Source organism: Pseudomonas sp. LARHCG127 (assembly GCF_052871455.1).
In genome coordinates, this window is the sequence record NZ_JBIXJT010000007.1 from 42,608 (window position 1) to 65,067 (window position 22,460).

20 protein-coding genes are annotated in these 22,460 nt (G+C 62.7%); 6 read left to right on the top strand and 14 right to left on the bottom strand.

Features of this window, described 5'->3' with window-relative positions; all coding sequences use genetic code 11:
- Positions 1–209: 209 nt before the first annotated feature.
- Positions 210–1,229, top strand: coding sequence for an alpha/beta fold hydrolase (locus tag ACIPQ1_RS13545; protein ID WP_446534288.1), 1,020 nt, complete (start codon positions 210–212; stop codon positions 1,227–1,229).
- Between the two features lie 178 nt (positions 1,230–1,407).
- Here ACIPQ1_RS13545 and ACIPQ1_RS13550 read toward each other — a convergent pair whose 3' ends face one another.
- Positions 1,408–2,289, bottom strand: a complete 882-nt coding sequence (locus ACIPQ1_RS13550) for a LysR substrate-binding domain-containing protein (protein WP_446534289.1) — start codon at positions 2,287–2,289, stop codon at positions 1,408–1,410.
- A gap of 159 nt (positions 2,290–2,448) precedes the next feature.
- Between ACIPQ1_RS13550 and ACIPQ1_RS13555 the strand changes: the two genes are divergently transcribed.
- Positions 2,449–4,077: a 5-guanidino-2-oxopentanoate decarboxylase gene (locus ACIPQ1_RS13555; RefSeq protein ID WP_446534290.1), complete on the top strand. Its 1,629-nt coding sequence runs from the start codon at positions 2,449–2,451 to the stop codon at positions 4,075–4,077.
- A 144-nt stretch (positions 4,078–4,221) separates the two neighbouring features.
- On the opposite strand, the gene ACIPQ1_RS13560 is transcribed toward ACIPQ1_RS13555, so the two are convergent.
- On the bottom strand, positions 4,222–5,151 hold the full coding sequence (locus ACIPQ1_RS13560; protein WP_053124712.1) for an AraC family transcriptional regulator: 930 nt from the start codon (positions 5,149–5,151) through the stop codon (positions 4,222–4,224).
- A 112-nt stretch (positions 5,152–5,263) separates the two neighbouring features.
- On the opposite strand from ACIPQ1_RS13560, the gene ACIPQ1_RS13565 reads away from it, so the two are divergent.
- The 3 genes from ACIPQ1_RS13565 to ACIPQ1_RS13575 are packed head-to-tail and all read left to right on the top strand — an operon-like array spanning position 5,264 to position 6,107.
- Positions 5,264–5,425 (top strand): hypothetical protein, encoded by a 162-nt coding sequence (locus ACIPQ1_RS13565; protein WP_411385509.1) that lies wholly within the window; start codon positions 5,264–5,266, stop codon positions 5,423–5,425.
- 53 nt (positions 5,426–5,478) lie between these two features.
- Positions 5,479–5,832 (top strand): putative quinol monooxygenase, encoded by a 354-nt coding sequence (locus ACIPQ1_RS13570; RefSeq protein WP_053124710.1) that lies wholly within the window; start codon positions 5,479–5,481, stop codon positions 5,830–5,832.
- Positions 5,833–5,873: 41 nt separating this feature from the next.
- Entirely contained in the window at positions 5,874–6,107 is a 234-nt protein-coding gene (locus tag ACIPQ1_RS13575) for a hypothetical protein (protein ID WP_250962507.1), read from the top strand.
- A gap of 162 nt (positions 6,108–6,269) precedes the next feature.
- Here the strand turns inward: ACIPQ1_RS13575 and ACIPQ1_RS13580 are convergent, their stop codons facing one another.
- From ACIPQ1_RS13580 to ACIPQ1_RS13620, 9 genes are all read right to left on the bottom strand, one after another.
- Positions 6,270–6,890: a flavin reductase family protein gene (locus ACIPQ1_RS13580; RefSeq protein ID WP_446534291.1), complete on the bottom strand. Its 621-nt coding sequence runs from the start codon at positions 6,888–6,890 to the stop codon at positions 6,270–6,272.
- 181 nt (positions 6,891–7,071) lie between these two features.
- On the bottom strand, positions 7,072–7,290 hold the full coding sequence (locus ACIPQ1_RS13585; protein WP_411385506.1) for a hypothetical protein: 219 nt from the start codon (positions 7,288–7,290) through the stop codon (positions 7,072–7,074).
- Positions 7,291–7,437: 147 nt separating this feature from the next.
- The gene (locus tag ACIPQ1_RS13590) at positions 7,438–8,757 is read right to left on the bottom strand and encodes an MFS transporter (protein WP_446534292.1); all 1,320 of its coding nucleotides are present in this window, start codon (positions 8,755–8,757) and stop codon (positions 7,438–7,440) included.
- A 326-nt stretch (positions 8,758–9,083) separates the two neighbouring features.
- The gene (locus ACIPQ1_RS13595) at positions 9,084–9,395 is read right to left on the bottom strand and encodes a hypothetical protein (protein ID WP_446534293.1); all 312 of its coding nucleotides are present in this window, start codon (positions 9,393–9,395) and stop codon (positions 9,084–9,086) included.
- Positions 9,396–9,818: 423 nt separating this feature from the next.
- Complete coding sequence (locus ACIPQ1_RS13600) at positions 9,819–10,982, bottom strand: CfaE/CblD family pilus tip adhesin (protein ID WP_446534294.1); 1,164 nt, start codon at positions 10,980–10,982, stop codon at positions 9,819–9,821.
- Positions 10,983–11,137: 155 nt separating this feature from the next.
- On the bottom strand, positions 11,138–12,286 hold the full coding sequence (locus tag ACIPQ1_RS13605) for a CfaE/CblD family pilus tip adhesin (protein ID WP_250962513.1): 1,149 nt from the start codon (positions 12,284–12,286) through the stop codon (positions 11,138–11,140).
- Positions 12,283–14,970 carry a TcfC E-set like domain-containing protein gene (locus ACIPQ1_RS13610; protein WP_446534295.1) on the bottom strand — a complete coding sequence of 896 codons (2,688 nt, stop codon included), beginning with the start codon at positions 14,968–14,970 and terminating at the stop codon, positions 12,283–12,285. Before ACIPQ1_RS13610 ends, ACIPQ1_RS13605 begins: the two co-directional genes overlap by 4 nt.
- 72 nt (positions 14,971–15,042) lie before the next feature.
- Positions 15,043–15,540: a CS1 type fimbrial major subunit gene (locus tag ACIPQ1_RS13615; protein WP_250962515.1), complete on the bottom strand. Its 498-nt coding sequence runs from the start codon at positions 15,538–15,540 to the stop codon at positions 15,043–15,045.
- A 77-nt stretch (positions 15,541–15,617) separates the two neighbouring features.
- Positions 15,618–16,376 carry a hypothetical protein gene (locus tag ACIPQ1_RS13620; protein ID WP_250962516.1) on the bottom strand — a complete coding sequence of 253 codons (759 nt, stop codon included), beginning with the start codon at positions 16,374–16,376 and terminating at the stop codon, positions 15,618–15,620.
- A gap of 331 nt (positions 16,377–16,707) precedes the next feature.
- Here ACIPQ1_RS13620 and ACIPQ1_RS13625 point away from each other — a divergent pair, with 331 nt between their 5' ends.
- The gene (locus ACIPQ1_RS13625; protein WP_250962517.1) at positions 16,708–17,034 is read left to right on the top strand and encodes a hypothetical protein; all 327 of its coding nucleotides are present in this window, start codon (positions 16,708–16,710) and stop codon (positions 17,032–17,034) included.
- 42 nt (positions 17,035–17,076) lie between these two features.
- On the opposite strand, the gene ACIPQ1_RS13630 is transcribed toward ACIPQ1_RS13625, so the two are convergent.
- The 3 genes from ACIPQ1_RS13630 to ACIPQ1_RS13640 all read right to left on the bottom strand — a co-directional run bounded on the left by ACIPQ1_RS13630 (position 17,077) and on the right by ACIPQ1_RS13640 (position 22,140).
- Positions 17,077–18,411: a sigma-54-dependent transcriptional regulator gene (locus tag ACIPQ1_RS13630; RefSeq protein WP_446534296.1), complete on the bottom strand. Its 1,335-nt coding sequence runs from the start codon at positions 18,409–18,411 to the stop codon at positions 17,077–17,079.
- Complete coding sequence (locus ACIPQ1_RS13635) at positions 18,404–20,170, bottom strand: sensor histidine kinase (protein ID WP_446534297.1); 1,767 nt, start codon at positions 20,168–20,170, stop codon at positions 18,404–18,406. The genes ACIPQ1_RS13630 and ACIPQ1_RS13635 overlap by 8 nt, the downstream gene beginning before the upstream one ends.
- A gap of 446 nt (positions 20,171–20,616) precedes the next feature.
- Positions 20,617–22,140 (bottom strand): fumarate hydratase, encoded by a 1,524-nt coding sequence (locus ACIPQ1_RS13640; RefSeq protein ID WP_434703671.1) that lies wholly within the window; start codon positions 22,138–22,140, stop codon positions 20,617–20,619.
- Between the last annotated feature and the right edge of the window lie 320 nt (positions 22,141–22,460).

Here is a 22,460-nt window from a genome sequence, read left to right on the forward strand (position 1 = left end):
CCAAAAGGCTTCAACCTGGATCAAGGCATGAAATGTTGGGGCCGCTACGCAGCCCAGCGGGAGCAAGCTCCCTCGCCACAGGGTGCGCACCTGGCTTCAGATCACCATTCGGCAATCTTCATCAAACTGTCACGCAACTGTGGCAGCGCGCTTGAACAAACTTCATCAGACTCGCGCTCTACTGGGGTTCTGCGTTTTGGTGTTTCTTCATGCGTGTATTCATCTTCCTGGCCGTGCTGTTTTTCGGCCTGCCGTCGATCGCGGCGTCTCGTTGTGATGTCAATGTTGCAACTCAACATGTCGACCTGGATCAGGTCAGCCTGGCTTACCAAAGCATTGGCCGTGCTTCGGATCCTGCCTTGCTGTTGGTGATGGGCCTGGGCGGGCAACTGATCCATTGGCCGGACGAAGTGGTGGTTGCCCTGTGTGAACAAGGTTTCCGGGTGATTCGCTACGACAACCGCGATGTTGGCCTGTCCACCTGGCGCCAGGCGCCCGGCAGCGCCAACCTGACCTTTGAAGCCCTGCGCTACAAACTCGGCTTGCCCGTGGCCGCGCCGTATACCTTGACCGACATGGCCGACGACGGGCTGGGGCTGATGGACGCGCTGCATGTGCAAAGCTTTCACGTACTGGGCGCGAGCATGGGCGGGATGATCGCCCAGCACATGGCCGCCATGGCGCCTGAGCGGGTTGAAAGCCTGACCCTGATCATGACCAGTTCCAGTGCCGCCGGCTTGCCCGCGCCCAGCGAAAGACTGGTGCAACTGTTGTCCCGGCGCGGTGCGCCGAATCGCGAAATGGCCCTTGAACAGCAAGCCGATCTGCTGGCCGCGTTGGGCAGCCCGGTGGTGATGGACGATCGCCAGGCCTTGCTGCATCAGGCCGCCGTGGCTTATGACCGGGCCTTCAATCCTGAAGGCGTGAAGCGCCAGATCATGGCGATCATGGCCGAGCCGAGCCGGGTGGCCCTGCTCAATCAACTGCGGGTGCCGACCCTGGTCGTCCACGGCACCGCCGACCCTTTGCTGCCGGTGATGCACGGCGTGCACTTGGCGGCGCACATCCAAGGCAGCCAACTGAAACTGATCCCGGGCCTGGCCCATCGTTTCCAGGACGCGTTCAAGGCGCCCTTGCTGGGGGCAGTGTTGCCGTACCTGCAGCAGCACCGTGAAGACACTTCGCACTGGGCGCAGATCGAGCCGGCGCAGGCGCCCAACCTGCTCTGAAAAACCCGGTTGCTTGAGATCTGTCCTGCTTTTTGTGGCGAGGGAGCTTGCTCCCGCTGGAGCGCGAAGCGGTCCCAAAAAGCTCGACTGTGGGATAGGATCAGACTGAAGTTTTTGGGGGCTGCTGCGCAGCCCAGCGGGAGCAAGCTCCCTCGCCACAAAAGCACCTTGCGAGCATTCAACGCGCCCGTGCCTGCTCCACCAACCACCCCATCAAAGCCTGCAACGGCCCCGAGGCCTGGGGCTTGCGCGGGTGCACCAGGTGATAGCCCAGGCCGGTCTTGACCTTCAGCTCGAACGGCATCACCAGTCGGCCGGCGCTCAGGTCGTCGCCGATCAGCGACCAGTCGCCAATCGCCACGCCGGTGCCCTGGGAGGCCATGGACATCGCCAGGTCCAGGGTTTCGAAGTGCTGGCCCTTGCTGACATTGCTTAAATGCACATCGGCCGCCGCCAGCCAGGCGTTCCAGTCGCGCTGGTCAAGGGCCGGGTGCAACAGCAGGTAGTGCTGCAGGTCGGCGGGTTCATGCAACGGCACCAGGCCTTCCAGGACCGGGCGCGAGCACACGGGCGTCAGTTGCTCATCGAACAGGTGCAGGCACGCCAGCGAGGTGTCCGGCGGCGGGCCATAGACCACCGCGGCGTCGAAGGCTTCGCGCTGGAAATCCACGCCGTGCCTGACGGTGGTGGTCAGTTCCACCGGCACGTCCGGTCGTTCCTTTTGCCACTGCAACAGACGCGGCAGCAACCAGCGCATCACGCAGGTCGGGGCCTTGAGTCGCAGGACCTGGCGCTTCTCGCCGATCTGCTCGACCGCTTCGTCGATCAGGCTGAACACCTGCTGCACCCGTGGCAGCCAGGCCTGGCCCTCGGCGGTCAGGCTCAGGCCGCGGGCCTGGCGCCGGAACAGCGCATAACCCAAATGATCTTCCAGCCCGGCGATCTGCCGGCTCACCGCGCCCTGGGTGATGTGCAGCTGTTCGGCGGCCCGGGTGAAGTTGCAGCATTGGGCCGTGATCAGAAAGGTGTGCAGCGCCGGCAGCGGGGGAAGTCGTTTCATTTCGATCCAAGCCATGACGTGGAGACATGGCGAGTATGACTTTTTATCCATTGTTGCCGCCATGCCCGGCCCGTTCCAATAACGCCATTCCCAAGACAAAAAAGGGCGCGCCGCCCGCGCTGCGCGGCCCTTTACCCGACCCGAAAAAAGGCAATGGCAATGGCGACGTGTGGCGAAGTATTGGTCAAGTTACTCGAAGGTTATGGCGTGGAGCAGGTGTTCGGCATTCCCGGCGTGCACACCGTCGAGTTGTACCGCGGGCTGGCCCGTTCGAGCATCCGCCATGTGACGCCGCGACATGAGCAGGGCGCAGGCTTCATGGCCGACGGTTACGCCCGCGTCAGCGGCAAGCCCGGCGTGTGTTTCATCATCACCGGCCCGGGCATGACCAATATCACCACTGCCATGGGCCAGGCCTATGCCGATTCGATCCCGATGCTGGTGATCTCCAGCGTGCAGTCGCGCAGCCAGTTGGGCGGCGGCCGCGGCAAGCTGCATGAACTGCCGAACCAGTCTGCGTTGGTGGGCGGTGTCGCGGCGTTTTCCCACACGCTGATGTCCGCCGCCGAGTTGCCCGGCGTGCTGGCCCGGGCGTTCGCGGTGTTCCAGGCCGGGCGCCCACGGCCAGTGCACATTGAAATCCCGCTGGACGTGCTGGTCGAAGACGCCGATGCCTGGCTGGCCAGCGTGCCAGTGAATATCAGCCGAGCCGGTGCCGCACCCCATGCGGTCAAACAAATGGCTGGCCTGCTGGGGACCGCTCGGCGGCCTTTGATCCTGGCCGGTGGCGGGGCCATCGACGCCGCGGCCGAATTGACCGAGTTGGCCGAACGCCTCGGCGCGCCCGTGGCGTTGACCATCAATGCCAAAGGCCTGCTGCCGGCGCGCCATCCGTTGTTGATCGGCTCCACCCAGAGCCTGGTGGCCACCCGTGCCTTGGTGGCCGAGGCGGACGTGGTGCTGGCCATCGGCACCGAATTGGCCGAGACCGACTACGACATTACCTTCGCCGGCGGCTTCGAAATTCCCGGTGCGCTGCTGCGTATCGACATCGACCCGGACCAGACCGTGCGCAACTACCCGCCGCACCTGGCCTTGGTGGCCGACGCCCGCATCGCGGCCCGGGCCGTGCTCGACGAATTGGGCCGGCAACCCTTGGCTGAACGCCACGCCGATTGGGGACCGGCGCGTGCCGCCCGGTTGCGCGCCGAGCTTCAAGGCACTTGGGACGCCGCGACCCGGGCCCAGACGGTGTTTCTCGACACGGTCTTGCAGACGCTACCGGAGGCGGTGTTCGTCGGCGATTCCACACAACCGGTGTACTCCGGCAACCTGACCTTCAACCTGGAACAACCGCGCCGCTGGTTCAACTCCTCCACCGGCTACGGCACCCTCGGCTACGCATTGCCGGCGGCCATCGGCGCCTGGCTCGGCGGCAAGGACCTGGGCCACGGCCGCCCGGCGGTGGTGTGCCTGATCGGCGACGGCGGGTTGCAGTTCACCCTGCCGGAACTGGCCAGCGCCGTGGAAGCGCTCACGCCCGTAATCGTGCTGTTGTGGAATAACCAGGGCTACGAAGAGATCAAGAAATACATGCTCAACCGCGCCATCGAACCGGTGGGCGTGGACATCCATACCCCGGACTTCATCGGCGTCGCCAAGGCCTTGGGCTGTTTTGCCGAGGCCATCGATGATGTGCCGTCGCTTCGGGCTGCGTTGCTGGCGGCGCGTGAGCGGCAGGGGCCGACGTTGATTGAGATCAATCAGGCGCGCTGGAAATTGGATTAACTGAGGTGTGACGACTGGCCCCATCGCGAGCAAGCTCGCTCCCACATTGGACTGCGGTGAACAAACAATTTGTGTTCACTGAACATCCCCTGTGGGAGCGAGCTTGCTCGCGATGAGGCCAGCCCTGCCAACACAACCCTCAGCTCAAACAGTCATCCGCAACCGCGCCAGATCCCTTAGCGGCGGCGCGCCGAACAACCGGCTGTACTCGCGGCTGAACTGCGAAGGGCTTTCGTAACCCACCCGATACCCCGCCGCCGAAGCTTCCAGCCCTTCGGCCAGCATCAGCCGGCGGGCTTCCTGCAAGCGCAGTTGCTTCTGGTATTGCAGCGGGCTCATGGCGGTCATGGCCTTGAAGCGGTGATGCAGGGTCGAGACGCTGAGGTTCACTTCCCGGGCCAGGTCATCGATGCGCAACGGCTGTTCGAAATGACCGTTGAGCCATTTGATCGCCTGGCTGATGCGGTGGCTCTGACTGTTGGCGATGGCAATTTCATACAGCCGATAGCCCTGCGGGCTGCGCAACAGGCGATAGAGGATTTCCCGGCGCACCAGGGGCGCGAGCATGGCGATGTCTTTTGGCGTGTCGAGCAGCCGTGCCAGGCGCAGGACGGCGTCGAGCATTGGCGTGTCCAGGCGTTCGACATACAGCCCGCGCCCGGCGGGGCGGGTCGGCACGCCCAAGGGGCCGGCGTCGGCGATCAACGCGGTGATTTCCGTCGGGTCGATGTCCAGGCGCAAGGCCAGGATCGGCTGCTCGGGCGACACGTCGGCGATGCAACCACTGAGCGGCATCGAGACCGAGACCACCAGGTAATGGAGTGGATCGTAGTTGAAGAACTCATCCGCCAGACGCACCTGCTTGCTGCCCTGGGCCATGATGCACAGCGCCGGTTGCGCCAGCACCGGGGCGAATTTGTGCGGCTGGCTGTGTCGCGACAGGTTCAGCGAGCCGATCGCCGTGGCATAGCTGCCGTCTTCGCTGGTGTTGCGGTCAATGATCGACGCCAGTTCGGCGCGCTGTTGTTCCAGGTACGTGTCCAGCGGGACGTGGGCGTGATCGAGTGGCGACATGCCGGAATCCTCAGGCAATAGAAAGCGATGAACAAAGCTTATGTTTGTGCAAGGCGCAACGGTAGTCACATCCTGTTGAAAGCTTGCCTGATCCTGCACGGCGCAATGGGCCATGACGGTGCAACGCTGCCAAAACTTGCTTGAAACCTTTTGTTTCAACTTCCCGGCTTGTAACCGGATCGATGGCGAAATTCGAGCGGCCGATGCGCAGGATTGTGCAATGGGTCGGCAGGAATCGACTAACGAAGCTGGCGGCGCGGCGCTTAACCTTTGATCCTGTCGCAGCCTGTCCCCGGCTGCACAACGGATTACCTGGGAGGGTTGAACATGACTACACACATCCCCGTCAGCCACATGGCTTTTGTCCGGGCCCGCGGCGGTTGCTCCAAGCAATTGGGTGCGCGCCTGAGCACGCTGATCGCACCTTCGCGCCAGGCGCCCGGTTGCTTGCACTTTGCCTTGCAGCAATCGCAATGCGACGCTGATTTGTGGCTGGTGTCCGGGCTCTGGGTCAATCAGCCGTCGATGGACGCCTACTTCAATTCACCGGCCATGGCGATTTTTGCCGAGCTGGTGCAGGACCTGGTGGTGAGCAGCCTGGATTTCCACACCTTCCGCGAAGTCTCTGCCGCCCAGGCGACCGAAGGGTGCCGGGCGCAGGTACACAAACTGGCCGGTTGAAGGTTTAATGAGCGTCATTTTTCATCGCCAGGATGCGCAATATGGCACGTAAAGCCTTTGAAACCTTTGAAGCTGTTTCTGCTGTTGTTCCCAAGGAGGGCGGTGGTTACCACGCCGCCATAGCCACCAAGGCCATCGGCGGCTCAGGTGCGCCGCGTTTCAACAAGGTGCTTGAAGAGCAGACGTTCGAGACCGCTACCAAGGCCGATGAAGCCGCCGCCGTGCAGTTGACTCATCTCAAGGGCGTCGACGATGAGGGCGGGTTGGTCTGGTAATCAGTCTTTTGGTGATTGCTTTTGTGGCGAGGGAGCTTGCTCCCGCTGGGCTGCGCAGCGGCCCCTTTTTTGGTGGGGGGGGCGCGCCCAAGCGGGGGCTAGCGCCCTCGCCCCCCAGGCCTTCATTTCAAGTGAACGGTGTTGTTTGCAGGATTTTATCGCTTACTTCGGGCGATGCATCTTGAACAACGCCTCAGGCCCCAGCTGGAAATAATCCGCCGGCCCGCCACCGCGCAAGATCGGCTCGGCGGCGGCGGTGTCGTACACCCCATCCTTCAACAGCCACTGGGCGATATGCACGGCGACCACTTCACCGAGGATCAGCCAGCTCGGCACCAGCCCCTTGTCCGCCCGCTGCAGTTGAATGATCTGCGTGACCTTGCATTCGAAGGACACCGGGCTTTCGGCGACACGCGGTACCTGGATCACCCGTGACGGAGCCGCCGTCAGACCCGCCAGTTCGAACTCATTGACCTCGGGCGCGACCATCGCGCAGCTCTGGTTCATCTGCTCGGCCAGCGGGCGAGTGGCCAGGTTCCAGGCAAACTCACCAGTCTGTTCGATGTTGTTGAGGCTGTCTTTGCGCCCGACGCTGGAGAAGCCAATGATCGGCGGGACGTAGTTGAAGGCGTTGAAGAAGCTGTAGGGCGCCAGGTTCAGGCGGCCTTCGCCATCCTGGGAAGAAATCCAGCCAATGGGCCGCGGACCGACGATGGCATTGAACGGGTCGTGGGGCAGGCCATGGCCTTGGGCGGGTTCGTAGTAATGAATATCGTCGGGCATGAGAATGCGTAAATCCGCTGCTATTTGGAGGGATCCGACGATAGTGCAGCGATCAGCCCGTTTTGTCAGCACCGTAAGACCTTGTGGGAGCGGGCTTGCTCGCGAAGGCGCAGTGTCAGTCAGTATAGTATCGACTGACACCCTGCCTTCGCGCTCCCACAGGATTTAGTGATGGCTGAGGTTAGTTGGTAGACGCCGCATCCGCGCGGTCGGCGCCATCCGCGGCGACGGCAGGCTCGATGGCGTGGTTTTCATCTTTCTTGGCAACAACGGCGGAACCGGCGCGCTCGTGACCGCTGGCGATAAAAGCGGCGGTGCCGGTGCGGTCGAAGCCGTCATCGGCGAAGGCGCTGCTGGCCAGTGCAGTGAGGGTCAGGGCGAAGATCAGTTTGGTTTTCATGGTCATACTCCAAGCATCGATAGTTGATGGGGGGAGGATGGAGTGGGGCCATTAAGTGGAAATTAATGTAGGAAATGACTACGTCCTGGAACGACGAAAGGGGCGAACCCGTTCAGGTTCGCCCCTTCTGTTTATACGACTCGGCGATCAGTCAGTGGTGATGCGCGAGTGCTTGCGGGTGTCTTTCATGGTGATGTACACCAGCAGCGAAACCGCGATGCACGCCGTCACGTACCAGTAGTAGCCGGTTTCCATGCCGATGCTCTTGAACCACAGTGCGATGTATTCAGCGGTGCCGCCGAAGATCGACACGGTCAGTGCATAGGGCAGGCCGACGCCCAGGGCGCGGATTTCGGTGGGGAACAGTTCGGCTTTCACCACGGCGTTGATCGAGGTGTAGCCGCTGACGATGATCAGCGCGGCCATGATCAGGAAGAACGCGCCCCACCAGGTCTCGATGGTGTGCAGGGTGGTGAGGATCGGCACGGTGAACAGCGTCCCCAGGATGCCGAAGGCAATCAGGATCGGCCGGCGACCGATCTTGTCCGAGAGCCCGCCAATGACCGGTTGCAGGCACATGAACAGGAACAGCGTGGCGGCGGAAATGGTGGTGGAGTCGGAAATGCTCATGCCCACCGTGTTCACCAGGTATTTCTGCATGTAAGTGGTGTAGGTGTAGAAGGCCAGGGTGCCGCCCATGGTCAGGCCGACCACGGTCAACAATTCCTTGGGATGCCGCATCAAGGTGCGCATGGCGCTTTCCTTGGCTTTTTCCTTCTTGGTGAACGACTCGGTTTCCTCCATGCCGCGACGCAGGTACAGCGCAACGACCGCACACAGCGCGCCGATGGCGAACGGGATGCGCCAGCCCCAGGCGTACAGCTGCTCGGTGGTCAGCAATTGTTGCAGCACGATCAGTACGCCGAGGGCGATGAGCTGGCCAGAGATCAGCGTCACATACTGGAAGCTGGAGAAGAAGCCGCGACGTTCCTTGGTCGCCATTTCGCTCAGGTAAGTCGCCGAGGTGCCGTATTCGCCACCCACCGACAGGCCTTGGAGCAAGCGGGCGAACACCAGCAGGATCGGCGCACCGACGCCGATGGTTTCGTAGCCGGGGCTCAGGGCGATGATCAGCGAGCCAAAGCACATCAGGTACACCGAGGCCATCAATGCGCGTTTGCGCCCGGCGCGGTCAGCGTACAGGCCCATCAGCCAGCCACCGATCGGACGCATCAGGAAGCCGACGGCGAAGATCGCGGCGGTGTTGAGCAATTGGGCGGTGGTGTCGCCCTTGGGGAAGAAGGCTTTGGCGAAGTACAAGGAGAACGCGGCGTAGACGTACCAGTCGTACCACTCGACCATGTTGCCGACCGAGCCACTGAAGATCGACTTGATCCGGCTGGCGGTGGTTCTTTCACGGGCGGGCACGGCAGCCGACCCGATGGGCAGGGTGTTTGAGTTATCCATTGAAGGATCCTTCGTTTAATTGTTTTTGTGGAGCGCGTGGGAACGCAGCCTGACAGGGCTATAGCAGGAGCTGTGCCAGGTGGGAGAAGGCCGGTCTAGAGGGGGTGTGGTGATTCGGTGAGCGGAAATCCGCTTATTGAAGCTGGGGGTGTGGGCGGGAATCCGCTTATGTGGCGGTGCGAGCCGGCCCTTTCGCGAGCGGGCGCCCACACATCGGATCTTTGAAATCCGACACCTGTGCGCTGCTGTTATCGCTGTGCGGGTTTCACTGACCCCAAAAACAACTAAGCCCGGCCGAAGCCGGGCTGTGAGGGAGGGTTATCGGATTAGCTGATGGCAGCGCCGTTGGTGCGGTCGAAGCCATCTTCAGCGAGAGCGCCGCTGGTGCGGTCGAAGCCGTCTTCAGCGAGAGCGCCGCTGGTGCGGTCGAAGCCGTCTTCAGCGAGGGCGCCGTTGGTGCGGTCGAAGCCGTCTTCAGCGATGGCGCCATTGGTGCGGTCGAAACCATCGGCAGCAACAGTGGCGGCGCCAGTGCGGTCGTAACCGTCAGCGGCGACGGTGCGGTCGAAGCCATCGGCGGCGAAGGTGTTGGCGGCCAGTACAGACAGGGTCAGGGCGATGATCAGTTTGGTTTTCATGGTGATTACTCCTGGTTCGTTGGCGATGTGTCTTGCATGGGTTGAATGCTACGCCAATAAAATTGATTGAAAAGCGCAAATAAATGCTAATAACAATCTATTAAATCGATGTTAAGGCGGGCGCATTCACTCGCTTTGGCATTCGCAGCGAACCTTGCGCAGGACATCGATTCAGTGAACCCAGGGTGGGGCACGGGCATTAACGCGGGATTAATCGCAGTTGAATGACAGATTTTTCATACATGGCCGATCTGTTTTTCATCGCCGCGATGTCAACTTGGCCCCCACGGCTAAATGGGAGAATTCGGTGGCTCTAGTGCCCTCATCGCGAGCAGGCTCGCTCCCACATTTGGACCTGTGGACACATAATCCTTGTGGGAGCGAGCCTGCTCGCGATGAGGCCACTCCAGGCGCCCAAAAACCTCAGGGCGAAGACGTCGAAGGCGTGAACTCCAGCTTCAACTCGCCCCGATACTGCCCGGTGTTCTTGTCGATCTGGTTGAACGCCGGCGTGTCCAAGGTGATCGGCCACGGTGTGCATACCACCGGGAACGGCACATTGGGCAGTTTCACGGCGCGGATCTCGGCGTTGTTGATGCCGGTGAAACTCACCGGTTGCCCGGACTGATGTTGCGTCTCCCCTAGATTGGCGGTGCGGGTGCGTACCTTGTACTCGATGCGGTTGTGCTCACCCGTGCCGCCTGAGACATGATGGGCAAAGAAGCGCCCGTCCATGCCCGGCACGGGATTCATGCCGGTCACGCGAATCTCGTAGCGCTGGCTGTTGGCGTTGTAGCCGTCGTAGAGGCAGGCATCCACCACCGCCTGGCCGGAGACGACGCCGCCAGGGGCGGTGCTCAACGGGCGGGTGCGCAGGTTGAGGTCTACCTGTGGAGTGCTGATGCCGTAGGCGGGCAGGTAGATTTGCATGTTGTTGTGGTCGGTGACGTCGAGCTTGAAGTCTACGGTGTAGGTGTTGGCCGCGCTGATCGGTTGCGAGTAATACCGCTTGAGTTTCAAGATCATCTTCGCCGTCCAGATGCCGCCGGTGGGCAGTTTGGCGAGTTCTGATTGGGGGAGCCAGACGGTTGAGCCTGTCCCCTCCGATCGCAGGGAAACTTCCTCATCTTCCTGGCCGCAATAAGCCGGTGCGTTGGTGGTCAAGACAAATATCTTGCCGTCCCAAGACCCGTTGCAAAGATTGAGCGGAAACCTGCGGTGGAGTTGGCCCTTGAGGACGAGTACATAGCTCAGACCGCTGCGCCGCTCGGTGAAGCGCAGCGGGATGTTGGTGGTGCCCAACCGTCCGGCAGTCGTCGTGGAACATTGGCCCGTGGCCGGATCCGTGCTGGACAGGCAGACAAAGTGCAGGTTCGTATATCCGGCGCCCGGTATGTGTTGTTCGCTCCAGCCATGCGTCATCCGGGTCCAAAGGTAATGATCGGCGGGTGGGGCCGAGCGGTCGAAATTGAGGACCACGGATTGGTAGTGGTCGCTGGGTACGACGCCTGCGAAGGCGGGTAATGCGGTGGCTGCAGCGATGAGCGCGCCTAATCGGCGAGCCCATCGGGGAAAGAGTCTGTTCATTGCGGGTTCTTATGACTGCATTTTTGGAAGGGGAAATTTGACGGCGCTGCTGGCCTCATCGCGAGCAGGCTCGCTCCCACATTTGGACCTGTGTACACATAATCCTTGTGGGAGCGAGCCTGCTCGCGATGGCGCCACCCTGGGCGCCAAAAAACTCAGGGCGAAGACGTCGAAGGCGTGAACTCCAGCTTCAACTCGCCCCGATACTGCCCAGTGTTCTTGTCGATCTGGTTGAACGCCGGCGTGTCCAAGGTGATCGGCCACGGTGTGCATACCACCGGGAAAGGCACATTGGGCAGTTTCACGGCGCGGATCTCGGCGTTGTTGATGCCGCTGAAACTCACCGGTTGCCCGGACTGATGTTGCGTCTCCCCTAGATTGGCGGTGCGGGTGCGCACCTTGTATTCGATGCGGTTACGCTCGCCGGTGCCGCCGGAGACATGGTGGACGAAGAAGCGTCCGTCCATGCCCGGCACGGAGTTCATGCCGGTCACGCGAATCTCGTAGCGCTGGCTGTTGGCGTTGTAGCCGTCGTAGAGGCAGGCATCCACCACCGCCTGGCCGGAGACGATGCCACCGGGTGCGGTGCTCAACGGGCGGGTTCGCAGGTTGAGGTCTACCTGTGGAGTGCTGATGCCGTAGTCGGGGAGGTAGATTTGCATGCTGTTGTGGTCGGTGACGTCCAGCTTGAAATCCACGGTGAAGGTCTTGGCGTTTCCAATGGGTTGCGAGTGATACGTTTTGAGTTTCATGATCAGTTGCGCGGTCCAGACGCCACCGGAGGGTAGCTTGGCGAGCTCCGATTGAGGAATCCAAAGGGTAGAGGCCGTGCCCGTGGGCTCCTCCTCCCCGCAGGTACTGAGCCTTGCCGTTGAACTCAGCAAGAAGTCAAGCGGCACCCAGGTTCCGCAACCGTTGCCAAGATGGCGTTTGCGCGACAGATAGCCTCTGACCTGCAGTACCACGGACAGGCGGCTGCGTCTCTCGGTGAAACGCAGCGCTACGTTGGTGATACCGGTTTCCCCATAGCTGGATGTGCGGCACTGGCCGGTCGCGGGATCGGTATTGGAAAGGCAAACAAAATGCATGGTTCTATAGCCGGTTTGCGTTTGTGGGGCTTCGTGCCAGCCATGCAGCATCTTATTCCAGAGGTAATGATCCCCAGGTGGCGCCGCCCGGTCGTAATTGAGCGTCACCATCTGGTAGTGGTCGACGGGATGGACATCCGCTAGCGCCGGCAGCACGGCGCCCGAGTAAACGAGTACAACCAGGTGAAGGGCCCAATGGTTCAAGGTTCTGCTCATGGCTGATTCCTCTTGTCCGACGATAACGCGGCACTGCGCCGTGCGGTCCAGCGTCCCAGGCGATCCGGGTCGTTGAGGTCCTTGGGCAAAGCGTCCAGAGTGGTGCTTTCGCAGGTCAGTGTGCCGACCCGGCGCAGGCTGCTGCGGGCCGCGCGGGTTTGGATCGCGCAGGCGTGCACACCGTTGAGGTCCAGGGCGAACAAGGGCTCGGGGTGATGGTTGAGGTCGACGACGAAGCTGCCGTCCTCGCCGGTTTCGAGCATCGCCGCATTGAGAATGGCTGCCTGTGCCAGCGGTTCACCTTGCGGATTCACCAAGCGTCCGACGTAGGTGTAGCTGACGCTGGACTCGATCCGTTGCACCGCCAGTTTGCCCGGTGGCAGGAACCACTCGCGGCTGCCGTTGCCGACGTTCACCGAGCTGAGGTTCTGGCGCGAGGCATCGGCGTCGCTAATGCGGGTCTGGGTGGCTTCGAAGCCATTGACCGGAATCAGGCGCTTTTCGCCGAAGCCGATGCTGGTCTGGGCGCCGTAGCCGCCGCTGATCTTGGCGGCCGCACCGCTGGCGTTTTCCAGCGGCGCGGCGACGATGCCCACCGCCGCACCTGGGCCCGTGCCACCCTGGCCCTGGCCCCAGAAAAAGCCTTCGCGTCCCAGCGCCAGGGAAGACGCATGGTTGCCGCTGAAGCTGGGCCGCGAGTCCTGCTGGTCGCCGCCGCGTTGGGCCACGGCCAGGCTGGTTTCGCCCCAGTTGCGTTCGATCCGCCCGGCGAGTTCCGCGTCCCAGCGGCCCAGGTCATCGTAGCCGACGCCGGTGTTCACTTCGTTCCGGCCCTGTTCGTTGTCCCAGGCGCGGGTATGGCCCAGGCCGGTGCGCAGGCTGTCACGGGCCTGCTGTTCGCGGCGCATGTCCACGCCGATATTGCTTTGGCGGTAGCCGCCGGTGTTCGAGCGCTCGTTGTGGGACAGGCTCAGGCTCAGGTACACGCCGTGGTCGGTGTCGCGGTTGCCGCTGGCATTGCGGAAGGCGCCCACCCGATTGATGAGATGGAACGGCCCCAGGACATGGCTGCGGGAGAAGCCCACTTGCAGGGTCCGGGCCCAGGTGGAGGTGGTCAGGTCGCGGGTCGGGTCGTCTTCGTCGAGAAAATCGTTCCAATAGGAATAGGGGTTCACCTGGGCATAGCGATTGTACGTATAGCCGGCGCTGAAGGTGCCACCGGCCAGCGGCAGGGAGGCGCTGGCCATCAACGATTCATTGCAGCCGCTTTGCTGGTAGGCGCGGGTGTTGTGTTCGCAGGACGGGCTGCGCAACGAATAGCGATACAGGTTCCAGGAGATCCCGTGGGCAAAGGTCAATTGCTGGCTGTTGCCGGTCGCGCCATCGTTGCCGGCCAGGACGGCGCCGGATACCGACCAACTGCTGGCCCCCAGCGTGCCGGCCCAATCCAGGCGGCTTTCGTTGTAGAACGCCGAGTCCAGCCACGTCACCGCGCTGGTGAGCGCCAGGTCATCGCGCAACGGAATGCGCAGGCCAGTCTGGGCCACGGCGGAGGGATCCTGTTCGTACAGCGAATGTTCCGCCGTGCGCCCGCCTTGCAGGAACCATTGCACGGTGTCGTCCCCCAGGCCGTTGCCGTCGGTGCGGCTGAAAGGCACGGTTTCAGTACGGGTCACCTGGCCGTTTTCGATCACCCGCAGGGTCACCGGATAGCTGCCGTTGGGAAAGGTCCGGGTGTCGACGTTCTGCACCCCGGCGTCGAGGTAGGACGTGGACAGCAGTTCTTCGCCACGGAACGCATCGACCCGCGAGCGTTGGGTCAGGATCAGGGAAATCGGCGTACCTTGCCCAACGACTTCGCGGTTGAGGTAGGCCAGGGTGGTGCCGACGCGGGCGCCGTCGATCCGGCCCAGGGGCAACAGGCTGAAGCTGAAGTTGCCGCCTTCGGCGCTGGACAGGTTGCTCATGTCCATGCGCCCGGCCTGGGCGTAGTGTTCGCGATCGAAGTCCTGCCGGTAATAGGCGTTGTTGAACTCCAGGTTGCTCTCGCTGCCGCGCTTGTTCTGGTAGGCCTGGTAGTTCCAGGTGAAGCCCAGGTGGCTGGTTTCGCCCAGGCCAAGGGCACCGAGGCCGCTGGCACCCAGGGCGCGGTAGCTGTCGGCCTGGGCGATGTTGATGTTCTGCCGATGGACCAGGGCGTTCTGGGCCTCGGTGGGCGTATGCAAGCGCAGCGCCGCCGCATCGTTGGCCGGCAGCCAGTCCTTGCGCATGAGGATTTGCAGGCGTGCGCCGGCCTCGTCGAGAATCACCGCCACCGCGTCGGTTTCCAGGTAGCCGCAGCTCGCTTCGCTGGCCAGGCCATAGGAGCAGGCCAACTGGCTGTTGCTGGGCAACGGTTCGGACAGCAAGGGTTGCAGTTCCTGGGCGGAGGCCGAGGCACCGGCCTCGACCAGCAGCGCCGCGATTCGCTCGGGCTGTTGGAATTCGATACGGCCGGGTCGCACCATTACCGGGTGCAGGCCGAGGTTGCGATTGAGCAATTGAAGTTCGAGTTGTTCCACCTGACCTTCAACCAGCGCCTCGAAACCGGCCGGCACCTGGGGCAGATCGGTGGACGCGGCCGATACGGCATCGGCCAGCGCCCAGGTCAGGGAGATGGAGAGTGCAGTGAAGTGGCGTTTCATACAGGGCCTTGACGAAGGAAAAGGGAAGTACGACGGTGCCGTACCTCCCTTCTGGGGATGAACCGGCGATACTTACGGCTGCTGGGTCAATACCAGGCTGACCATGCCTTCGTAACGACCGGCGTTGGCGATGGCGCCCGCGGTGCTCTGGCGGATCTCCAGCATTTGCTCGATCGAGCCGCTGGTAGGGTCGCCACCCGGGAACAGGTCGGCGGCGGGCAACGTGACACCGGTGGTGTTGAGCGCACGACCGCCGTAGCTCACGCTCAGGGGAACGGCGGCGGCGGCGGGGTTGGTCATGTTGGCCAGGACCGGACTGGTGATCAGTCGCAAGGTCATGTCTTTGTCGGTGTCATTGCTGTAGATCCGCGTACCCAGGCTGGTCGGCCGCAGGCCGGCACCCGGCAGGTAGGCCATCTCCATGGAAGGCGGCAACGGGCTGCCATCGGACTGGAGGATTTCCAGCGTCGGGTCGACATCGGCAAAGACCATAATGCTCTTCTCCACCGCCATGGCGGGCAGCGAGGTCAGGGCGACCAGGGCCAAGGGGGCGAATTTCATCAGTTTCATGGGTGTTCCTCTTTTGCTATGGGTGAACGGGGGCCTGACCACGTGCCAAGGCACGTGGCTTGGGTGAAAAATGGGAATCAGCTTTCCGGCAATACGGCGAGGGTGCGGGGACGTTTGTCGTCGCTGGTCACGAAACGCACGACCACGTTGCCACTTGAACCGGGTGAGACTGGCAGCGTGCTGCCGGGGTAAAGGCTGCGGTTGACGTCGTTCCAGATGCAGTCTTTCTCGCCCTGGACGTCGGCGCACTGGCCGACCTGCAGCACGCCGACGCGCAGGGTGCCGTCGTTGCGCAGTTCGTTGCTCTTGGGTTGCAGCTTGAGGCTGGTGCGGCGATCGTCGGGTAACACGCGCACCAAGGCGCCCCAGATCAGATTGACGCCGATCTTGGGTTGTACGCCGTCGGGCTCTGAATCGTCTTCGTCCGCCAGGCCCGGTGCCGCGACCGGCTCGAAATAGACCCGGTAGACGGTTTCTTCGCTGGGTATCGCCTGGGCGATGATCCGTATGGTGCGACTCGCGCCGGGCGCCAGCACCGTGCGCTGTGGCGACACGACAATGCCCAGGGCATCGGCCGGCGACAGCGGGCTTTCGTGTTCGTCGGGCGTGCCGGGGCGCTGGATCTGGGTCACGTTGACCTTGATGTATTGCACCTTGTCGGACTTGGAGTGCAGTTGGATCTGGCCAATGCCGTCCTGCTCGGTGCCGATGGTGCTGTTCATCGGGTAGACCACCATGTTCGCGGTGGCTGGCAACGACAGGCCGATGGCGAGCGTCATGAATGCCAGTTTGCCCAGGGCAGCCCAGGGACGGGTAAACACTTGATACAAATGCATTTAAAACCTCGAACAAGGAAGAGGGACGATCAACGTTTAATACATAGGGGACGTGTTTCGACCCAACCTGCGGTCATGCATGAGAAAAAAACGGCGCTTCGTTACGCCGCGCAAGACCCCGTGTCCTACCTCTTTTTTGCTTTCAGACTCTTCGCTATTTCCTGTAGGAAATTTCCGGAGTAAATTCATGCTCAATGCACCCTGCTTGCTGATTACCGCGAAATGGATGGGATTCCGAATGCGCGCAGTCTTTGCACGGCCGTGGTGCCGATTCTAGTGAGGCGATGATGGCCGTTTTTTGTGTTGGCGATTTTGGTGGGATATATCCACCATGTCAATAGTTTTGGTGGATTATATCCACGTTCGTCTGCGCGAAGAAATTACGCGTTGTGGTGTTTCGCTGGCCGCCGCGTCTCGTGCGGCAGGCGAGTCGAGCCCGCAACGCCTGAAAGAAGTGGTCTCCGGGCGGCAGAAATGCCCGGCCGATCTGGTGGCGAAACTGGTGGCGATCGGGGTGGATGCCCACTACGTCCTGACGGGCGAGCGTGCGCCAACCGCACCGGCCTTGGCGCCGGATGAAGAATTGCTATTGGATGGCTACCGCGCGCTGGATGTGGCAGGTCGGAAACGGCTGATTGCCAGTTTGCTGTCGGGTTGACCCCAGGCCAGGGGTGATCGCGAGTCGCGTCGCGACAGCCCATCAGTTGTCCTGCAGGAACATCTCTCGACTCAACCCATGCCGCTGCATCTTTTCATTGAAGGTGCGGCGCGGCAGTTGCAGTTCCTCTAGCACCGCTTTCACATCGCCTTTATGTCGAGTCAGGGCGGCGCGCAGGCATTGGGCTTCGAAGGCTTCCTGCTGGGCCGCCAGGGACTGGCCCGGCTCCGCCTCCAGGACGGGCAGTTGATCGAGCCCCAATACCTGGCGTTCGGCGACGTTGGCCAGCTCGCGCACGTTGCCCGGCCAATCGTGGCTCAGCAGATGGCTCAGTTGCGGGCCACTCAAGGGCGTGGCGGGGCGGCCGAGGCGTTCGGCGGCGCTGTGGGTGAAATGCTCGAACAGCAACGGAATATCTTCGCGCCGCTCACGTAAGGGTGGCAGGCGCAGCTCGGCGATGTTCAAGCGGTAGGCCAGGTCCTCGCGAAAACGCCCGGCCCGTGCTTCGTCCAGCAAGTCCGGCTTGGTGGCGGCGATGATGCGCAGATCCACGTTGATGCTCTGGTTGGAACCCAGGCGTTCGAGCTTCTTCTCCTGCAGAACTCGCAGCAACTTGGCCTGCTGGGCCAGCGGCATGCTTTCGATTTCATCGAGGAACAGCGTGCCGCCGTCGGCGTATTCGAGCTTGCCGATGCGTTTGCCCTGGGCGCCGGTGAAGGCGCCGCTTTCATGGCCGAACAGTTCCGCTTCGAACAGTGGTTCGGGGATGGCTGCGCAGTTCAACGCCACGAAGGGTTTGCTCGCCCGCGGGCCGAAGTCGTGCAGGCAGCGGGCGACCAACTCCTTGCCACTGCCGGTTTCACCACGGATCAACACGTTGACCGGCAATGTCGCCAGGTCCAGCACTTGGCGGCGCAGGTTTTGCAACGAGCGGGAGACGCCAAGCAAGGTGGCATCGAGCCTGGTCCTGGCATCGGCCTGCTCGTGCAATCGACGGTTTTCCAGCACCAGGAAACGCTTGTCCAGGGCCCTGCGCAAACTGCCAAGCAGGGCTTCCGGGCTGAAGGGTTTTTCCAGGAAGTCGTAGGCACCGTCGCGCATGGCCTCCACCGCCATGGGCACGTCGCCGTGACCGGTCAAGAGAATTACCGGCAGGTCCGGATCCCGGCGGCGCACTTCGGCCAGCAGCTCCAGGCCGCTGAGGCCGGGCATGCGCACGTCGCTGAGGATCACCCCGGGGAAATGCTCCGGCAACCGGGCCAGGCATTCGTCGGCGCGGCTGAACAGTTGCACCTGGAATCCCGACAGGCTCAACCATTGCTCGACGGCACTGCGAATGCTGCCTTCGTCATCCACGACCATGACTGAATCAAGCATGCGGTTGAGCCTCCTGATCAATGGGCAAGGTCACGCAGAATACCGCGCCGTTCTCATGATTGTCCGCCGTCAGCCGTCCACCGGATTCATGGATGATTGCGAACGAAACCGCCAGCCCCAGGCCCAGGCCGTCGCCCACGGCCTTGGTGGTGAAGAACGGATCGAACACCTGGGCCAGGTGTTCCTCGGCGATGCCGGTGCCGCTGTCGCTGACGCTCAGGCGCCACAAGTGCTCATCGGCCTCCAGGCGCACTTCCAAGCGTTTGAGCGGTTGACCGACCATGGCGTCGAGGGCGTTGCGCAGCAGGTTGATCAACACCTGTTCGAGACGGATCGCATCGCCACGCACCCACGCCGGGCGGGTCAGGTGCAACACGGTACTGACCTGCTCATCACGCAGGCGTGTGTCGAGCAATTGCAGGGCCTGGTCCACCACCGCCGCCAGGTCCAGTCGTTCGCGCAGGCCGCTGGGGCTTTTGCGCGCGAACGTCTTCAAGTGGCCGGTGAGGGCGGCCATGCGGGTCAACATGTCATCCACCGGCTTGAGGGCCTTGTAGGCATCATCGACCCGACCGTGATCCAGCAGCAGGCGCAGGGTTGCCAATTGCATGCGCTGGGCGGTCAACGGTTGGTTGATTTCATGGGCCAGGGCCGCCGACATCTGCCCCAGCGCCGCCAGCTTGGCCGATTGCACCAGCCCGTCCTGGGCCGTGCGCAGATCCCGAGTGCGCTCCTCCACCAGCCGTTCCAGCTCTTCGCGGCTGCGCTGGCGCAACCTTGCCAGGCGCCAGCGCTGGTTGAGAAACAGCAACAGGAACACCAGCGCCAACCACAAACCCGCAGCGGCGAGCCCGGCGTTGCGCAAGTCCTCGAAGGTAATCTGCGGGCGGCGCAGCAAGTGCAGGGTCCAGCCCTCGGCGGTCAACGGCAAGGATTCCCACAGGTAATCCGCCGAGCCATCGGGGGCTTCTACCCGGGCCAGATGGCTGTTGTCATCGAAGCGGCGCAGCGGCTCGAAGGCCAGCGGTTTCAGCGGTTGCTTGTCGTATTGGCGCGTAGCCTTGAGCTCGGCAAGGTCGCTGTCGGACAGCGCGCGCAGGTGGCGATAGCGCCAGCCCGGGCGGTTGGCGATGAAGATGATGCCTCGCGCATCGCTGACCAGCAACGTGTCGCTGCCCTGGCGCCACTCTTTCTCCAGCTCCGGGAATTCGAGCTTCACCACCATCGCACCGAGGAACTTGCCGTCGTCGTCGGTCACCGCGCTGGACAGGAAGTAACCGGGAATGCCACTGGTCACGCCCACCGCATAAAACCGCCCGGTGCCATGGGTGCGTGTCTGGATGAAGTAAGGGCGAAACCCGTAGTTGTGACCGACATAGCTGCTGGGCAAGCGCCAGTTGCTGGCCGCGACGGCCAGGCCGCTGTGGTCGAGCAGTTCCAATGTGGATGACTGGGCGGCGCCATTGATCTGTTCGAGCTTGCGATTCAACGCATCCTGCTGGGCTGGACTGACCGGCCCCTTGAGGGCCGAGCGCAACTCTGGGTCCAGCGCCAGCACGGCGGGCAGGGCGCGGTAGCGTTCGATCAGGGTATGCAACGAATTGGCATACAGCGCCAACTGCTGGCTGGCACGGCTGGCGTCTTCTTCCAAGGCCTCGCGCTCGGCGTGGCGCACGGCGAGGGTGGCGGCAACCGCCGCGCCGGCGAGGATCAGCAAGGTGTACAACGACAGGCGCAAGGTACGGGTGGTCGGCAGCATGCTGGCGTAAACCAGTGGAAAGTCGGGCGGGCACGATAGCATGGCGGTTGCGTCAAGCGATCATGTACTTCGAGCCTGCCGCAGATCCTGTGGGAGCGGGCTTGCTCGCGAAGAAGCCGGCACATTCAACATTGATGTCGGCTGGCCCACCGCTTTCGCGAGCAAGCCCGCTCCCACAGGGAATTGGCGGTGGGTCAGTTACTTGAATGCTGGATATAAACCATCGTGGCGAGGGAGCTTGCTCCCGCTCGGCTGCGCAGCAGTCGTAAAACCAGTCGGCCGATTTTTCCTGGAGTACTGGGTTGACTGGTTTGGGGCTGCTACGCAGCCCAGCGGGAGCAAGCTCCCTCGCCACAAGGTTGTGTAGGTATGGCTTTGGTGCCTGCACAAAAAAGGCCGGTGGGGTTGTTGCCCCACCGGCCTTTTTCATTGCGCCAAAATGCCTGTTACTGCACTTCGACCGCCAGGCTGTCGCTGATCTTCTTCTGCCAGATGGCAGGACCGGTGATATGCACCGACTCGCCCTTGCTGTCCACGGCGACCGTCACTGGCATGTCCTTGACCTCGAACTCGTAGATCGCTTCCATGCCCAGTTCGGCGAACGCCAGGACCTTGGATTTCTTGATCGCCTGGGCCACCAGGTAAGCGGCACCGCCGACGGCCATCAGGTAGACGGCTTTGTTGTCCTTGATCGCTTCGATGGCGGTCGGGCCGCGCTCGGATTTGCCGATCATGCCCAACAGGCCGGTCTGCTCGAGGATCTGGCGGGTGAACTTGTCCATCCGTGTAGCGGTGGTCGGACCGGCTGGGCCGACCACTTCGTCGCCGACCGGATCGACCGGGCCGACGTAGTAGATGAAGCGGCCCTTGAGGTCCACCGGCAAGGTTTCACCCTTGTTCAGCATCTCGACCATGCGTTTGTGCGCGGCGTCGCGACCGGTGAGCATCTTGCCGTTGAGCAGCACGGTTTCGCCCGGCTTCCAGCTCTGCACGTCTTCCGGGGTCAAGGTGTCGAGGTTGACGCGACGGGCCGACGGGCCGGCTTCCCAGACGATTTCCGGGTAGGCGTCCAGCGGTGGCGCTTCCAGCGCAGCCGGGCCGGTGCCGTCCAGCACGAAGTGGGCGTGACGGGTGGCGGCGCAGTTGGGGATCATGCACACCGGCAGGGAGGCGGCGTGGGTCGGGTAATCCATGATCTTCACGTCGAGCACGGTCGTCAGGCCACCCAGGCCCTGGGCGCCGATGCCCAGTTGGTTGACCTTCTCGAACAGCTCCAGGCGCATCTCTTCGATACGGTTCTGCGGGCCGCGGGCCTTGAGCTCATGGATGTCGATGGATTCCATCAAGACTTCCTTGGCCATCACCGCGGCTTTCTCGGCAGTGCCGCCGATGCCGATGCCGAGCATGCCCGGTGGGCACCAGCCGGCGCCCATGGTCGGAACGGTCTTGAGCACCCAGTCGACGATGGAGTCGGACGGGTTGAGCATGGCCATCTTCGACTTGTTCTCGGAACCGCCGCCCTTGGCCGCCACGTCCACTTCCACGGTGTTGCCCGGGACGATGGAGTAGTGGATGACCGCCGGGGTGTTGTCCTTGGTGTTTTTGCGTGCGCCTGCCGGGTCGGCGAGGATGGAGGCACGCAGGACATTTTCCGGCAGGTTGTAGGCGCGACGCACGCCCTCGTTGATCATGTCGTCCAGGCCCATGGTCGCGCCATCCCAACGCACATCCATGCCCACGCGCACGAACACGGTCACGATGCCGGTGTCCTGGCAGATCGGCCGATGGCCGGTGGCGCACATGCGCGAGTTGATCAGGATCTGTGCCATGGAGTCACGGGCCGCCGGCGATTCTTCGCGCAGGTAGGCTTCGTGCATCGCCTGGATGAAATCCACGGGGTGGTAATAGGAAATGAACTGCAGGGCGTCGGCGACGCTCTGTATCAGGTCATCTTGCTTGATCACGGTCATGAGTCGCGCTCCTCTCTAAAGACGGGAACATTCAATAAGGTGCCGGCCGCTTGGGTGCATCGGTCGACGGGCGGCACCTCTATAAGGCACGCCGGGCATGCTGGCGCGACGCTAAAAAGGCGCGGCAGTATATCGCAGGCCAGCATCCTGTGGGAGCGAGCTTGCTCGCGATCGCGACGGACTGATGAGGATGGCGGTGAAAGCCTGTGGCGAGGGAGCTTGCTCCCGCTGGGCTGCGCAGCGGCCCCAGGATTTTGCGGTCGCTGCGCAACCGAGCGGGAGCAAGCTCACTCGCCACAGGGAGATCAGGGGCGCGAGCC

Coding starts and splice junctions, on each gene's coding strand:
- ACIPQ1_RS13620 (WP_250962516.1), bottom strand. CDS start 16,376: ATGCATTTGTATCAAGTGTTTACCCGTCCCTGGGCTGCCCTGGGCAAA.
- ACIPQ1_RS13635 (WP_446534297.1), bottom strand. CDS start 20,170: ATGCTGCCGACCACCCGTACCTTGCGCCTGTCGTTGTACACCTTGCTG.
- ACIPQ1_RS13605 (WP_250962513.1), bottom strand. CDS start 12,286: ATGAGCAGAACCTTGAACCATTGGGCCCTTCACCTGGTTGTACTCGTT.
- ACIPQ1_RS13585 (WP_411385506.1), bottom strand. CDS start 7,290: ATGAAAACCAAACTGATCTTCGCCCTGACCCTCACTGCACTGGCCAGC.
- ACIPQ1_RS13625 (WP_250962517.1), top strand. CDS start 16,708: ATGTCAATAGTTTTGGTGGATTATATCCACGTTCGTCTGCGCGAAGAA.
- ACIPQ1_RS13610 (WP_446534295.1), bottom strand. CDS start 14,970: ATGAAACGCCACTTCACTGCACTCTCCATCTCCCTGACCTGGGCGCTG.
- ACIPQ1_RS13565 (WP_411385509.1), top strand. CDS start 5,264: ATGACGGTGCAACGCTGCCAAAACTTGCTTGAAACCTTTTGTTTCAAC.
- ACIPQ1_RS13590 (WP_446534292.1), bottom strand. CDS start 8,757: ATGGATAACTCAAACACCCTGCCCATCGGGTCGGCTGCCGTGCCCGCC.
- ACIPQ1_RS13545 (WP_446534288.1), top strand. CDS start 210: ATGCGTGTATTCATCTTCCTGGCCGTGCTGTTTTTCGGCCTGCCGTCG.
- ACIPQ1_RS13580 (WP_446534291.1), bottom strand. CDS start 6,890: ATGCCCGACGATATTCATTACTACGAACCCGCCCAAGGCCATGGCCTG.
- ACIPQ1_RS13550 (WP_446534289.1), bottom strand. CDS start 2,289: ATGAAACGACTTCCCCCGCTGCCGGCGCTGCACACCTTTCTGATCACG.
- ACIPQ1_RS13630 (WP_446534296.1), bottom strand. CDS start 18,411: ATGCTTGATTCAGTCATGGTCGTGGATGACGAAGGCAGCATTCGCAGT.
- ACIPQ1_RS13600 (WP_446534294.1), bottom strand. CDS start 10,982: ATGAACAGACTCTTTCCCCGATGGGCTCGCCGATTAGGCGCGCTCATC.
- ACIPQ1_RS13555 (WP_446534290.1), top strand. CDS start 2,449: ATGGCGACGTGTGGCGAAGTATTGGTCAAGTTACTCGAAGGTTATGGC.
- ACIPQ1_RS13615 (WP_250962515.1), bottom strand. CDS start 15,540: ATGAAACTGATGAAATTCGCCCCCTTGGCCCTGGTCGCCCTGACCTCG.
- ACIPQ1_RS13560 (WP_053124712.1), bottom strand. CDS start 5,151: ATGTCGCCACTCGATCACGCCCACGTCCCGCTGGACACGTACCTGGAA.
- ACIPQ1_RS13575 (WP_250962507.1), top strand. CDS start 5,874: ATGGCACGTAAAGCCTTTGAAACCTTTGAAGCTGTTTCTGCTGTTGTT.
- ACIPQ1_RS13640 (WP_434703671.1), bottom strand. CDS start 22,140: ATGACCGTGATCAAGCAAGATGACCTGATACAGAGCGTCGCCGACGCC.
- ACIPQ1_RS13570 (WP_053124710.1), top strand. CDS start 5,479: ATGACTACACACATCCCCGTCAGCCACATGGCTTTTGTCCGGGCCCGC.
- ACIPQ1_RS13595 (WP_446534293.1), bottom strand. CDS start 9,395: ATGAAAACCAAACTGATCATCGCCCTGACCCTGTCTGTACTGGCCGCC.